Source organism: Microbacterium testaceum StLB037 (genome assembly GCF_008763945.1).
Classification (GTDB): Bacteria; Actinomycetota; Actinomycetes; order Actinomycetales; family Microbacteriaceae; genus Microbacterium; species Microbacterium testaceum_G.
In genome coordinates, this window is record NZ_VTQH01000001.1 from 860,096 (window position 1) to 873,313 (window position 13,218).

The 13,218-nt window shown below is 71.8% G+C and carries 12 protein-coding genes; 6 read left to right on the plus strand and 6 right to left on the minus strand.

What is annotated here, in order from left to right; genetic code table 11:
• Nucleotides 1-12: 12 nt before the first annotated feature.
• Nucleotides 13-540: a hypothetical protein gene (locus F9B98_RS04040; protein WP_150955846.1), complete on the plus strand. Its 528-nt coding sequence runs from the start codon at nt 13-15 to the stop codon at nt 538-540.
• A 30-nt stretch (nt 541-570) separates the two neighbouring features.
• The gene (locus F9B98_RS04045) at nt 571-1,059 is read left to right on the plus strand and encodes a SprT-like domain-containing protein (RefSeq protein ID WP_150953172.1); all 489 of its coding nucleotides are present in this window, start codon (nt 571-573) and stop codon (nt 1,057-1,059) included.
• 186 nt (nt 1,060-1,245) lie between these two features.
• On the opposite strand, the gene F9B98_RS04055 is transcribed toward F9B98_RS04045, so the two are convergent.
• Nucleotides 1,246-1,860, minus strand: coding sequence for a 2-phosphosulfolactate phosphatase (locus tag F9B98_RS04055; protein ID WP_150953174.1), 615 nt, complete (start codon nt 1,858-1,860; stop codon nt 1,246-1,248).
• 81 nt (nt 1,861-1,941) lie between these two features.
• Between F9B98_RS04055 and F9B98_RS04060 the strand changes: the two genes are divergently transcribed.
• Nucleotides 1,942-2,442, plus strand: coding sequence for a hypothetical protein (locus F9B98_RS04060; protein WP_150953176.1), 501 nt, complete (start codon nt 1,942-1,944; stop codon nt 2,440-2,442).
• Nucleotides 2,443-2,465: 23 nt separating this feature from the next.
• Here the strand turns inward: F9B98_RS04060 and F9B98_RS04065 are convergent, their stop codons facing one another.
• The 3 genes from F9B98_RS04065 to F9B98_RS04075 all read right to left on the minus strand — a co-directional run bounded on the left by F9B98_RS04065 (nt 2,466) and on the right by F9B98_RS04075 (nt 4,920).
• A complete protein-coding gene (locus F9B98_RS04065) occupies nt 2,466-3,116 on the minus strand; it encodes a response regulator (RefSeq protein ID WP_150953179.1) in 651 nt (216 codons plus the stop codon).
• Nucleotides 3,113-4,330: a sensor histidine kinase gene (locus F9B98_RS04070; RefSeq protein WP_150953182.1), complete on the minus strand. Its 1,218-nt coding sequence runs from the start codon at nt 4,328-4,330 to the stop codon at nt 3,113-3,115. The genes F9B98_RS04065 and F9B98_RS04070 overlap by 4 nt, the downstream gene beginning before the upstream one ends.
• 101 nt (nt 4,331-4,431) lie before the next feature.
• Nucleotides 4,432-4,920, minus strand: a complete 489-nt coding sequence (locus tag F9B98_RS04075; RefSeq protein ID WP_150953185.1) for an Lrp/AsnC family transcriptional regulator — start codon at nt 4,918-4,920, stop codon at nt 4,432-4,434.
• A 108-nt stretch (nt 4,921-5,028) separates the two neighbouring features.
• Here F9B98_RS04075 and F9B98_RS04080 point away from each other — a divergent pair, with 108 nt between their 5' ends.
• Complete coding sequence (locus tag F9B98_RS04080) at nt 5,029-6,426, plus strand: DUF6421 family protein (protein WP_150953188.1); 1,398 nt, start codon at nt 5,029-5,031, stop codon at nt 6,424-6,426.
• Nucleotides 6,427-6,434: 8 nt separating this feature from the next.
• Complete coding sequence (locus F9B98_RS04085; RefSeq protein ID WP_150953191.1) at nt 6,435-7,148, plus strand: SDR family NAD(P)-dependent oxidoreductase; 714 nt, start codon at nt 6,435-6,437, stop codon at nt 7,146-7,148.
• Here F9B98_RS04085 and F9B98_RS04090 read toward each other — a convergent pair.
• Together F9B98_RS04090 and F9B98_RS04095 are read right to left on the minus strand one after the other, a co-directional pair.
• Nucleotides 7,145-8,548 (minus strand): MFS transporter, encoded by a 1,404-nt coding sequence (locus F9B98_RS04090; protein WP_150953195.1) that lies wholly within the window; start codon nt 8,546-8,548, stop codon nt 7,145-7,147. The genes F9B98_RS04085 and F9B98_RS04090 overlap by 4 nt on opposite strands.
• A gap of 267 nt (nt 8,549-8,815) precedes the next feature.
• Complete coding sequence (locus F9B98_RS04095; protein ID WP_225310210.1) at nt 8,816-11,998, minus strand: DEAD/DEAH box helicase; 3,183 nt, start codon at nt 11,996-11,998, stop codon at nt 8,816-8,818.
• Nucleotides 11,999-12,118: 120 nt separating this feature from the next.
• Between F9B98_RS04095 and F9B98_RS04100 the strand changes: the two genes are divergently transcribed.
• Nucleotides 12,119-13,186 carry a threonine aldolase family protein gene (locus tag F9B98_RS04100; RefSeq protein WP_150953199.1) on the plus strand — a complete coding sequence of 356 codons (1,068 nt, stop codon included), beginning with the start codon at nt 12,119-12,121 and terminating at the stop codon, nt 13,184-13,186.
• Nucleotides 13,187-13,218 lie beyond the last annotated feature (32 nt).

The window sequence follows — 13,218 nt, forward strand, 5'->3', positions numbered from 1 at the left end:
AGAGGAGCGATGGTGAGCTACATCCACGGGTACGACCCCGACACCTTGCGCGAGGTCACCGACTCCCGCGAGTGCGCGGAGCGGCTCGAGGAGATCGGCTCCCAGCGCAGCCTGCACGCCCTGCTCGAGCGGGTGTGGTTGCTGAAGGTCCTCGACCGCTTCGACGAGGCCCTCGCCATCTCGGAGCAGTCGGTGCGCGTGGCCCGCATGGCCGGCACCCGGCGCGACCTGCTGCGCGCGCGCATCCTGCACGCCACGATCATGCAGTGCCGCGGGGCCTACGCCGCCGCCGAGCAGGAGCTCACCATGTGCGCCGAAGAGGCCGAGGGCCAGGGCTGGGCGAGCATCGCCGCCTTCGCGCTGCAGCACCGCGGCAAGGTGCACTACGACGAGGGCGACTACGACGCCGCCCGCCGCGACTTCAAGCAGGCGTTGTTCCTGCGCCAGAACGCCGGCGCCACCGACGCGCAGCTCGAGTCGACCCTGCTGGCGATCGACGCCGCCGAGCGTCGGCGCACGCGCGAGGTCGTCGCGAGCTGAGTGTCGTAGGTCCGTTCTAGGCTTCCGCTCATGTCCGACCTGCAGCGCGTCCGCATCTGGGCCGAGGCGTTGATCGCCCTTCACCTCGACGAATCGTGGACGTTCGCCTTCGACAACGCCAAGCGACGCGCGGGCCTGTGCGACTACGGCCGCAGGCGCATCAGCGTCTCGCGCTACCTGTCAGCGCGCTACGACGACGACACCAACCACCAGACGCTGCTGCACGAGGTCGCCCACGCCGTCGCGGGGGCCGCCGCCGGGCACGGGCCGGCGTGGAAGCGCACGGCGCGCGAGCTCGGGTACGTCGGCGGCACGACCCACGCCGGCGAGACCGCCACCGAACTCGCCCCGTGGGTGGGAACCTGCCCCGCGGGCCACGTCGCCTACCGGCACCGCCGCGCGACGCGGCCGACCTCGTGCGCGAAGTGCGCGCCGACGTTCGACCCGCGCTTCGCCCTGTCGTGGGTGCATCGCGACATCAGCCGCGCCACGCGCCTCGCGGCGTCGACCCCCCGGTAGTCGAGGTCTGGGGTCGGCCCGCGTGCACCGCCCCGTTCGGGCGCATCGCCCCGTTCGGGCGCGTCGCCCTGTCCGGGCGCATCACCCCGTTCGGGTGCACCTCCCCGTTCGTGTGTACCTCCCCGTTCGGGCGCGTCGCCCGTTCGAGCGCGTCGCCCGTTCGGGCGCACCGCCCAGCTCAGGCGCTCAGGCCGCGACGATCGCCCCGTCCCGGACGATCGGGACGACGGATGCCGCATCGCGCGCGGCCGCGGCGAGCACCGCCTCGCGCGCCCCGTCGGCGGCGAGCTCGCGGCCCGTTCCGCTGGCCGTGAGGAGGTGTCGCACCGCCCCGCCCAGGGCTCGGAAGCCCTCGCCCGCCACGGCGGCGTCGGGAGAGGCGTGATCGATCCCCAGGTCGCCGAGAGCGGCGACGACGGCGCCCGCGCCCAGGAGATCGTCGACCGCGAAGCGGAGGCCGTGTACGTCGGTGTGTCCCGCGGCGATGACGGAGATGCTGGTGCGCTCCCCGCGGGCCCGCTGCACCTCGAGCACGTGCGCGGCGACCGCGGCGGCATTGCGCACGCCGCCGAGGACGACGTGGGCGCCCGCGCGCGCGGCGGCGAGGACGAGCTCCTCGGCCGGGTCGCCGGGCAGGGGAAGCGTCCCGCCGTGTTCGGCGGCGTCGATCGCGCGCATCGACAGACCCAGCGTCTGCACGACGATCACGACGTGGGCCGGGGCCACGCGCTGCAGCCCCGACAGGCCCCAGTCCAGACGCACCTGGTAGTCGGACTGGGCGAGGGCGGGAGCGGATGGCATCCCTCGATCGTAAATCGCCCGGCACCGACACCCCGCGTCAAGCCGTGCCCGCCGATCGCCGGGGTCGGGCACGATCGACGCATGCGCATTCTGCTGAAGTTCGTCGTCGACTGCGATCCGGACGCCGCCTGGCGTGCCCTGCACTCCCCGCGGGCCGTGGCGGAGCTGTACGGCCCCCTGCTCGACGTCGAGGGGCTCGGCGAGATGCCGACCTCGTTCGAATCGGGCGACGACGTTCCGGTGCAGATGAGCGTCGCGGGGCTGCTGCCGGTCGGGCGCCAGTTGATCTCGGTCGCCGACCGCGAGACCACCGACGACCACGGCCGCGTACGCGTGTTCCGGGACTGGGGCGTGCCGCTGACCGGACCGCTCTCGGTCCTCGACGTCTGGGACCACCAGATGGCGGTGTCGGAGGCCCCGGGCGAGCCCGGACGCACGCTGTGGCGCGAGCGTCTCACGATCGGCGGAGCCGCGGCCCCGGCGCTCTGGCCCGCCCTGTGGGCGACGTGGCAGTGGCGTGCGGCGCGCATCAAGGCGCTCGCCCCGACCTGGGCGCACGACCCCGAGGACGACGCCAGCTGACGGGCGGGCGCGGGCGCTGACCCTCAGACGAGACCGTGCCGGTAGGCGAAGACGACCAGTTGCACGCGATCGCGCAGCGCGAGCTTGGTGAGGATGCGGCTGATGTGCGTCTTGACCGTCGCCTCGGAGAGGAACTCGCGCTCGGCGATCTCGGCGTTGCTGAGTCCCGCCGCAGCCAGGGCGAAGATCTCGCGCTCGCGGTCGGTGAGGGAACCGTAGGCAGCCGGCACCGGCTCCCCCGCCCCGCCGTCGGCGATGTGGGCGAAGAGCTCCCGCGTGGCCTCGGCGGCGATGACCGCCGACCCGGCGTGGACCGTCCGCACGGCCGAGAGGAGGAACTCGGGCTCGGAGTCCTTGAGGAGGAACCCGCTCGCCCCACCCTGGATCGCTCGGGCCGCGGCCTCGTCGAGGTCGAAGGTCGTGAGCACCACCACGCGCGGAGCGTCGGGCTCGCGCAGGATCTCGGCGGTGGCCGCGAGGCCGTCCATGACGGGCATGCGCACGTCCATGAGCACCAGGTCGGGCCGCGTCGCGCGCACGACCTCGACGCCCTCGCGTCCGTCCGAGGCCTCCCCCACGACCTCGAGGTCGGACTGGGAGTCGATCACCATCCGGATGCCGGCGCGGAACAGGGCCTGATCGTCGACGAGGACGATGCGGACGGGGGCGGTCATGACGACGGCTCCTCTCGCGGGTCGGGACGGTGCACCGTGCGGGCGTCCAGCGGCGCGCCGATCGGAAGGGTCGCGCGGACGACGAACTCACCGTACTCCGGACCCGCGGTGAGGTGCCCGCCGACGAGCTGAGCGCGCTCGCGCATGCCGATGAGTCCGTGTCCGCCGGACGCCGGCGACGGCAGGACGGGAGGGGATGCCGTGGCCCGGGCGTTTCGCACCGAGACCACGACGCGGTCGGGCCACCACCCCAGGTGCACGCGCACGCGCGGATCGACGCCGTGGCGCAGAGCGTTCGTCAGCGCCTCCTGCATGATGCGGTACACCGCGAGCTGGATGGCCGCGGGGGGTTCGCCGGGAGGCAGGGGATCGACCTCGACCTCGAGCGCGACCCCTGCCGCCCGCATCCGGTGGAACAGGGCGTCGAGGTCGGCGAGCGTGGGCTGCGGTCCCTCGGCCTGCGAGTGGCGCAACTGCGTGAGCAGCAGCCGCACGTCGGCGAGCGCCGCGCGTGCGGTCGCCGAGATCGTCGTGAGCGCCTCGGAGGTGGCCTGGGGATCGGATGCCGCGGCGTACCGCGCCCCGTCGGCTTGGGCGATGACGACCGCCAGCGAGTGGGCCACGACGTCGTGCATGTCACGCGCGATGCGCACGCGCTCCTGTTCGGCGATGGTCTCGGCCTCGGCGACGCGTTGAGCCCGACTGTTCGCGGCCGCCCGCATCGCCGTGCGCACGAGGGCGCCGCACACCCACGCGAGCATGAGGGCGAACCCCGCCGCGAGGAACAGCGCGATCACGGCGAACCACTCGTTGCCGTTCGGCGGAGCCTGCAAACCGCGACCCACCAGGTAGGTCGGCACCAGCGCCGCTCCCACGATCGCCGAGACGAAGCCGAACCAGAACACGCGTCGGGAGCCGTACGCCGCGGTGGTGTAGAGCACGGCGAAGATCGCGAGGTCGGACGGCGAGGGCTGCCGGCCGGAGGCCATCTGCACGAGAGCGGCCACCCAGGCGGCCGTCAGGGCGAGGGCCGGTTGGAGCCGTCGGAGCGCGACGGCGCCCGCGAAGGAGATCGCGACGAGAAACGCGACGACGTTGTCGATGGGGGTGGCGCTCGCGACGAGCTCGACGGCGATGGCCACCAGGAAGAAGACGACGGCGATGCCGAGGTCGGTGACCAGTTGATAGCGCGTGAGCGGGCGGAGAGCGAACATCACGGCCACGCTACGCGGGGCCACGGCGGCGCGGCATCCGTCGGGGGATGTATCCGCATCGGCCGTTGGGCGCAGGCGGGAGCGACGGGGGCCGTGGCGGATCAGGCCGGGAAGTCGGCGGGCTCGATCGGGCGCGCTTCGAAGAAGGTCTGCAGCACCACGGTCGTTCGAGTATTCACCTGGGCTGCGGCGCGGATGTCGCGGATCAGCTCCTCGAGGTCGCGCGGGGTGGGCACGCGGACGAAGAGCATGTACGCCGCCTCGCCCGCGATCGAGTGGCAGGCCTCGATCGGGGTCAGGTGGGCGAGGAGCTCGGGGGCGTTGTCGGGCTGGGCAGGGTCGAGGGGCGTGATCTCGACGAAGGCGGCGAGCGGGCGCCCGAGGGCCTCGGCGTCGAGGACGGGCCGGTATCCCTTCACGATGCCGCGCGCCTCCAGCCGGCGGAGCCGCGACTGCACCGCCGACACCGACAGGCCGACGCGCTCGGAGAGGTGGGAGAGCGTCGCGCGCGCGTCGAGGGAGATCTCGCGCACGATCGCCGCGTCGACGGAGTCCTCGAGGCGGGGGGCGCGGGCGGGGGCCTCGGTCATGCGCTCGACAGTACCAGCGAGCTCCCCCGCGGCCCTGGCGCACCCCGTAAGTTTTCCGTTAGTCTGCACGTTCAGCAGGAATATTTACAGCTTCGAATGGAGGATGCCATGACCATCGCCACGCCCACCCGTGCCACCGACGATCTGATCGGCGGCCACGGCGTCGACACGGTCGAGCAGACCCCCGCCTGGGCGCAGCTCAAGAACGCCGCCACCGCCCTCCAGTCGCTGCAGTCCAAAGACGGCTCCATCGAGGACACCGCCGCGGCGACTCCCCTGATCGACGACGTGGTCGCCGCCATCGAGGCCCTCGCACCCCTCTTCCCCCACGACGAGGCGTACCTCTCGGCATCCGTCGCCGACTTCCGCCGCTGGCGCGACGAGGGCCTCGGCGTGCCCGACTTCCTCGACTCCCTCGTGGCGTTCCAGCCTCAGGAGCACCGGGTCGACGGCATCCGTCATCTCGTCGTCTTCCCGATGTACACGCAGAACGGCTCCAGCGCCCGGCACGTCGAGGCCGTGCTGGTCGAGGCGATCTGGCCCGACTTCATCGCGCGCCTCGAGACCGAGTACACCAACCGGCTGTTCGTCTCGCTGCGCCTGATCGACTTCACCTCGGGATACGACACCAACTCGGCCGTGCTCTTCCCCGAGACCGTGGCGATGCGCGAGATCCCGACCTTCACGTGGGGCGCGATCTTCCAGGACCGCGAAGCCGCCCGGTACCGGCGCGTGACCCGCGCCGCCGCCGACATCACGAAGCTCGAGCTCCCCGACGCCGCCGCCCGCATGCTCGACGACCAGGCGCTCACGGAGCGGACGTTCGTCATGTGGGACCTCATTCACGACCGCACGCACATGCGCGGCGACCTGCCGTTCGACCCGTTCATGATCAAGCAGCGGATGCCGTTCTTCCTCTACTCGCTCGAGGAGCTGCGGTGCGACCTCACCGCCTTCCGAGAGTGCGTCTCGCTGCAGGCGCGCCTGTCCGCGCGCGACGACCTCGACGCCGCCGAGAAGGCGATGCTCGAGCACGCCGAGCTCGTGCAGTACGCCGTCATCTTCGACCGCATCTTCCGCTTCGCGATCACCGGCTCGCGCGTTCGCAACTACGACGGCCTCGGCGGCCAGCTGCTGTTCGCGTGGCTGCACCAGCGCCGCGTGCTGCACTGGACCGACACCTCGCTCGCCTTCGACTGGGACGAGGTGCCCGCCGCGGTCATCGCCCTCGCGGACGCGATCGACGAGCTGTACTGGCGCTCGATCGACCGCCCGAAGGTCGCTCACTGGCTCGCCGCGTACGACCTGGTGCGCGGGGTCGTCACGCCCCACCCCGCCTCGGCGTGGGCGCGCGGGCTGCCGGACGAGGTGCTCGCCGGCCTGCCCAAGGGCTACACCGACGCGGTGCTCGACGACGAGTTCCCGCTGTCGATGTTCTTCGAGGCGCTCGAGAAGAAGATGCGGCCCGTGATCGCGTCGACCGAGGGTATCCGCGGGACCGACTGACGACCCCGATGAGCAACACGACCATGGACTCCGCGGCCGCGCCCGGCGAGCTCGTGCGCGAGCGGCTCGTCCTGCTCGCGGGTGGCACGAGTGCGGCGGGCCGCGCGTGCGCTCGCGCGCTCGTGGCCGCCGGAGCGCGCGTGGTCGTGGTGGGCTCGCACGCCGGACGGCTGCGCGAAAGCGGCGAGAACGCGCCCGGGGCGGCGACCGAGCTGTGCGACCTCACCGACCCGGTTGCCGTCATCGCCCTGCGCGAGCGCGTGCACGCCGCGCACGGTCCGGTCGACGGGATCGTCCACCTCGTGGGCGGCTGGCGCGGCGGAGGCGGGCTGGCGGGCCAGAGCGACGAGGACTTCGACGTGCTGCTGCGCTCATTCACGGCCCTGCGTCACGTCAGCCGCGTCTTCGACGACGACCTTGGATCCTCGGATGTCGGTCGACTGGCGATCGTGTCGTCGACCGCCGTCGTCCGCCCCCTCGCCGGCGGCGCGAACTACGCCGCCGTGAAGGCCGCGAGCGAGGCGTGGACGCGTGCCGTCGCCCAGGGGTATTCGAAGGCGGCGCGCGACGCGGGGCGTCGGGTCACCGCCGCCGGCGTGGTCTTCCGCGTGAAGAGTCTGGACGGTCTCGAGGAGGCCTTGGCATCCGCCGTCGTCGCTCTGTGGGACGACGACGCCACCGCGTGGAACGACACGGTCATCGAGATCAGCGCGGGCGGTTAGGCGGGCTTCGTCTTCGCGTCCGCCTCTGCGGGCGCCGAGACGTCGGCGTTGACCTCGGCCGTCCGGTACTGCCGCGAGAGCGTCCGGTAGGAGCGGGTGAGGAACGCGAGCGAGGCCGCGATCACCATCACGACGCCCGAGATCGCGAAGACCAGGGCGATGCCGCGCGAGTCGCCCTCGCCGAGCAGCCAGCCCCAGGTCGCCCGCCCGCTCTCGCCGTTCATGTACGGGATGATGACGAATTGCGCGATCGGGGCGATGAGGAACGACGTGACGGGTGCGGCGGCCGACTCGAACGCCGCCGCGAAGCCGAAGACGCGCCCCTGGGTCTCGAAGGGGACGACCTTCTGGATGACGGTCTGCTCCGCCGCCTCGACGGGTGGGATCAGGGCCATGTACACCCAGATGCCGAGCGCGTAGAGCCACCACCACTCGCGCAGGGTGAAGAGCGCCCCGAGCACACCCATCGCGATGACGATCCAGAGCATCGTGCGGATGGGGTTCTTGCCGAGGCCGAACTTCGCGACGAGGCCTCCGCCGATGATGAAACCGGTCGCCGTGACACCGAGGACGACGCCCCAGATCTGCACGTCGAACATCTCGAGCCCGTACGGGTCCATGAGCGCCATGTAGACGCCGCCGATGAGGTTGTTGAACGTCGAGAAGACGATCAGCGCGAACAGCCCCGGCGCACGGCGAACGGCTCGGACGGCGCCGCGCAGGTCGACGACGGGGCCGGGCGTCTCGCCGGCGGCGGGACGCTCTTCGGGGATCCGGATGGTCAGCAGGTGCACGAGCGCGAGAGCCGTCAGGACGAGGGCGATCGCCAGCGTCCACCCCATTCCGAGAAACCCGACGGACAGACCGCTGAAGACGCTCGTCACGACGAAGGCGAGGCCCTGCACCGTGCCGACGAGTCCGTTCGCGTGGGCGTGACGCTCGACGGGGACGAGGAGGGTGACGGTCGTCGACAGGGCGATGTTGCGGAGGTTCTCGATCACGGCCCCGGCCAGGACGATGCCCGAGAACAGCCAGAACCACGGCTCCCCGAGATCGAGCAGGGTGGCCTCGGGGAACGCCAGCCAGAGCGCCCCCGCCAGCAGGAACGCCACGAGCGTCACGAACCCGGAGACGACCATCACCCGGTGCTTGCGGTGGCGGTCGATGAGCGAGCCGAAGACCATCGCGAAGACGGCGAGCAGAAGCATGTAGGCGCCGCCGACGATGCCGGTGGCGAGGACGGAGCGGGTCTCGAGGTAGACCCAGAACGTGAGGGCGAACCAGAGGAAGCTCGTGGTCACGTTGGCCGCGGCCGTGTTGACGAGCACCGCCAGGAAGGTGCGGTGCCCCGCGGACGCGACCGCGGCGGGCGGTGCTGCGGAGGCCGGACTCTCGGACATAGCGCCACGGTAGACCGGGGCTCCGACATTGACCAGGGCCGGGTCAGGGACCCTGGGGGGGCGGGTGCCCGGGGCTGGTCGGGTGCCCGGGGCTGGTCGGGTGCCCGGGGCGGGTCGAGTGCCCGAGCGGGGCGGGTCGGGTGCCCGGGGCGGGTCGAGTGCCCGGGTGGACCGTGGGCCGAAGGTCGGGGTCCCTGAGCCGAGGGCCGGTGGGCTGACGGCTGGCGTCTGGCGGCCCGGGGTGTCCATGCCCCGAGACTCAGCCGGTCAGTCGATGAGGCTCCGGATGTCGGCCGCCGTCAGACGCGTCGCCCCGCCGAAGGCCTCCCCCTCTCCCCCGTCGAGCACGCGAGAGAACAGATCGGCCTTCGCCTCGCGGAGGGCCACCACCTTCTGCTCGATGGTGTCGGCGGCGACGAGGCGGTAGACGATCACCGGTCGGGTCTGCCCGATCCGGTGGGCGCGATCGATGGCCTGGTCTTCGACGGCGGGGTTCCACCACGGGTCGAGCAGCACCACGTAGTCGGCCTCGACGAGGTTGAGCCCGACCCCACCCGCCTTCAGCGAGATGAAGAACGCCGGGTCGTCGCCGTCCCGGAAGCGGTCGATCTCGGACTGACGGTGCGTGGTGGCGCCGTCGAGATAGCCCGAGGCCAGCCCCGCCTCGGTGCATCTGTCACGCGCCGCGCGCAAGAACCGGGTGAACTGGCTCAGCACCAGGACGCGGTGCCCCTCGGCGGCGGCCTCGGCGACCAGGTCGACCAGGGCATCGAGCTTGGCGGAGGGTGCCTCGCCCTCGTCGACGAGCGCGGGGTCCAGCGCGAGCTGGCGCAGCATCGTCAGCGAGCGGAAGATGGCGAAGCGGTTGCCGTCGGCGTCGTCGAGGAGCCCGAGCAGCCGTTGACGCTCGCGATGGAAGCGCCGGTCGTACAGCTTGCGGTGAGCGGGATGGAGGGTCACCTCGACCACGGTCTCCTGCTTGGAGGGCAGCTCGGCGGCGACGAGCTCTTTCGTTCGCCGGAGCAGGAAGGGACGGATGCGGCGGCGCAGCAGATCGAGCCGGGCGTTGTCGGACTGCTTCTCGATCGGCGTCCGGTACATCGCCGTGAACGACTCCCGCGTTCCCAGGAGCCCCGGAGCCACGAGAGACATGAGCGCCCAGAGCTCGAGGAGGTTGTTCTCCATCGGAGTACCGGTGATGACGAGCGTGAACGGCACCGACAGCGCCCGCGCCGCGCGATAGCCTCGCGACGACGGGTTCTTGATCTGCTGGGCCTCGTCGAGAACGAGTCCCGACCACGCGACATCGGCGTACTGCTCCTGCTCCAGGCGGAACAGGGCGTAGCTGGTCACCACCACGTGTGCGCCGGCGGCTGCATCGGCGATCGGGCCCGCTCGCCGCGCCTGCGTCGACGTGACCGTCGTCACCCGGAGTCCCGGTGCGAAGGCCGCGCACTCGCGCGCCCAGTTGCCGACCACGCTGGTCGGCGCGACGATGAGGAACGGCGCCATCCCGGGGTCGTCCTCTCGGGCGGCCTCCATCATCGCGATCGCCTGCACGGTCTTGCCCAGCCCCATGTCGTCGGCGAGCACGCCGCCCAGACCCTGCGTCCGGAGGAAGTGCAGCCAGTCCAGACCGGAACGTTGATAGTCGCGCAGCGTCGCACGCAGCCCCACCGGCGGAGCGATGGGGGCGAGCGACGCCTCATCGGTGAGGCCGCGGACGCGCAGCCACCACTCCGCCTCGTGCGCGGCGAGCAACCCGAGTTCTTCGAGGTCGTCCCAGAGGCCGATGTTGTAGCGGTTGAGCTTCAGTTCGCCGTCCGGTCGATCGGCGAGCGTGCGCGCCTCGTCGATGACAGCGCGCAAGCGGTCGAAGGCCGGGGTGTCGAGGCGGACGTACGACCCATCACCCAGGAAGAGTGCACGGTGGCCGACGACGAGAGCCGTATACAGGTCGGCGAAGTCCACTTCGGCGTCACCCACCGTGACGCGCGCGTGCAGGTCGAACCAGTCGCTGCCGTCGTCGTCTCCGGTTCGCAGCTCGACGGAGGCCGGCTCGGTGGCCGCACGGTACGACTCGCCCCCCTCCGCGATCCGCACCCGGACGTGGTCGAGATCGCGCAGGCGCGGCACGGCCTCGACGACGAAGATCGCGGCATCGGCCGGAGCCAGCGGCCGGGGCGGGGTGGTGCCCGACGCGGACGGCTGCGGCAGCTCCACACCCAGCGCAGCCGATAGGCGCGACGCGGCATCCCATATCGCGGCCTCGTGCGCCTCGTCGCGCCGACCGTTCGTCGACGTTCGATCCCAGCGCGCCGTCACGAACGCCTGCGCCCCCCGGTGCTCGACAGCGAGCTCGAGAATCGGGCGGGGCGGCGGCGGCAGCTCGATCGTCCCCTTCGGCGAGACCACGGGCGCCTCCAGCTGGAGCCGGGGCAGGTAGTCGCGGAAGAAGGTGTCGGAGGCGGCGTCCACGGACAGCGCCCCCGTCCGCGCCAGTAGCCCTCGCAGAGCTCCCGTGACCGGAGCGGCGAGGCGGGCCAGCGTGAAGCGTTCGTCGTCACCGTCTCTGTCGGACACGTAGGCCAGCGCCACGGCGGGGTCACCCACCACCCACGAGGGCGAGGAGGAGATGTCGTCGTCGATGCCCTCGACGATCCCCCGGAGGTGCAGCGCCGAGCCACGGCGATCGATGGCGACGGCGGCGGTCTTCGCCGTCTCGAGGACGTGGACGGGGTGATGAGCGCCCGAGCCCGCGACCAGCGGCACGCCCGCCGCCATGACGGCCTCGAGCTGCATCCAGAGCGAATGGGGCGGCACGGCGGAGAGCGGCATCCACTCGTCGGAGAGGAACGCCCCGTTCCCGGAGCGGCCGAGACGGCCCAGGCTGTCGAGGGCCGCGCGCGCCCGCGTGTCGGCGGAGAGCGACGACAGGCCCGACCACCCGGCGCGCCCCTTGATCCAGGTGCCGCGGGTGCCCTTCATCCCGGGGCGCGCGGTCAGGGTCAAAGCGGTGCTGCGCCCGTGACCACCGCCGCGGCGGATGGCGAGGAACAGGCACAGCTCGGCCTCGGGCTCGTGCTCGATCCGCGCACCCACGGCGAGCAGCTCGTCCAACGATCGCTGCCACTCGGGGCGCGGGGGCCGACCCGCCGAGATCAGGCGATCGATGAGCACGACGGCTGCCGCGCAGCAGTGCTCGCACTCCGGGCCCCGCCCGCAGGAGCACCACCCCGACACGCGCGTGAAGTCGGTGGGGACCCGCAGTTCGAGATGCTCATAGCCCGCCGCGCCGAAAGACTGCGCCGAGACGACGACGACGCCGTCGAAGCTCTTCACGTCACCGACCTCGACCGAGCCGTAGACCAGGAGCCGATCCGCGCGCGTCATCGCCGCCGGAGAGAAGATCTCGCCGGCGATGCTGAGCGCCTCGGGGTCGATGTGCATTCCGCCATTCTTCCCGGCCCCACCGACACTCGAGGGCCCAGGCGGGGCCGGATGGGGACAACCCGCCGTGATCCGCGGGTGGGGAGGAGGGGCGAGTCCGACGGTCGTTACGCTGGAACGGTGACCACCCTCCACGACTCCTCGGTGCGCGGCTTCGCCTCCGACAACTACTCCGGCATCCACCCCGATGTCCTCGCCGCGATCTCCGCCGCCAATGACGGCCACCAGGTCGCGTATGGCGAAGACGTCTACACCGCCCGCCTCCAGGAGCTGTTCGTCTCGCTTCTCGGCGACGGCGTCGAGGCCTACCCGGTCTTCAACGGAACGGGCGCCAACGTCGTCGGCCTGCAGTCGATGCTCCCCCGCTGGGGCGCCGTGATCTCGGCATCCACCGCTCATATCAACGTCGATGAGGGCGGCGCGCCCGAGCGGGTGGGCGGGATCAAGCTGCTCACCGTTCCCACCGACGACGGCAAGCTCACCCCCGAGCTCGTCGATCGCGAAGCGTGGGGCTGGGGCGATGAGCACCGCGCCCAGCCGCTCGTCGTCTCGATCACCCAGTCGACCGAACTGGGCACGCTGTACAGCGTCGAGGAGATCCGCGAGCTCGCCGCCCACGCCCACGGACACGGCATGCGCCTGCACATGGACGGCGCGCGCATCTCGAACGCCGCCGCGGCCCTCGACGTCCCGCTGCGCACCTTCACCCGCGATGCCGGCGTGGACGTGCTCAGCTTCGGAGGCACCAAGAACGGCGCGATGATCGGCGAAGCCATCGTGGTGCTCGACCCCGAGGCGTCCACGGGGCTGACCTACCTGCGCAAGCTCGACATGCAGCTCTCCAGCAAGATGCGCTTCGTGTCCGCTCAGCTAGTCGCACTGCTCGAGAACGATCTCTGGCTGCGCAACGCCCGCCACTCCAACGCCATGGCTCAGCGTCTGCGCGCCGGTATCGAGGCGGGTCTCACCGACGGCTCGATCCAGGGCGTCGAGTTCACCCAGCCCACGCAGGCGAACGGTGTCTTCGCGACGCTTCCCGTCGGCGTCGCCGATCGGCTCCGCGAGAGCTTCCGCTTCTACGACTGGGACGAGCTGCGGCGCGAGGTGCGCTGGATGTGCTCTTTCGACACCACCGAGGCCGACATCGACGCGTTCGTCCAGGCGGTCGCGCGCGAGACGACCGCCTGACGCACCGCGAGGCGAGAGGGTCGCGGCATCCT

Bases quoted from the DNA above. Each gene is read 5' to 3' on its own strand.
- F9B98_RS04060 (WP_150953176.1), top strand. From the start codon at position 1,942: ATGCGCATTCTGCTGAAGTTCGTCGTCGACTGCGATCCGGACGCCGCC.
- F9B98_RS04065 (WP_150953179.1), bottom strand. From the start codon at position 3,116: ATGACCGCCCCCGTCCGCATCGTCCTCGTCGACGATCAGGCCCTGTTC.
- F9B98_RS04080 (WP_150953188.1), top strand. From the start codon at position 5,029: ATGACCATCGCCACGCCCACCCGTGCCACCGACGATCTGATCGGCGGC.
- F9B98_RS04075 (WP_150953185.1), bottom strand. From the start codon at position 4,920: ATGACCGAGGCCCCCGCCCGCGCCCCCCGCCTCGAGGACTCCGTCGAC.
- F9B98_RS04055 (WP_150953174.1), bottom strand. From the start codon at position 1,860: ATGCCATCCGCTCCCGCCCTCGCCCAGTCCGACTACCAGGTGCGTCTG.
- F9B98_RS04090 (WP_150953195.1), bottom strand. From the start codon at position 8,548: ATGTCCGAGAGTCCGGCCTCCGCAGCACCGCCCGCCGCGGTCGCGTCC.
- F9B98_RS04070 (WP_150953182.1), bottom strand. From the start codon at position 4,330: ATGTTCGCTCTCCGCCCGCTCACGCGCTATCAACTGGTCACCGACCTC.
- F9B98_RS04085 (WP_150953191.1), top strand. From the start codon at position 6,435: ATGAGCAACACGACCATGGACTCCGCGGCCGCGCCCGGCGAGCTCGTG.
- F9B98_RS04095 (WP_225310210.1), bottom strand. From the start codon at position 11,998: ATGCACATCGACCCCGAGGCGCTCAGCATCGCCGGCGAGATCTTCTCT.
- F9B98_RS04045 (WP_150953172.1), top strand. From the start codon at position 571: ATGTCCGACCTGCAGCGCGTCCGCATCTGGGCCGAGGCGTTGATCGCC.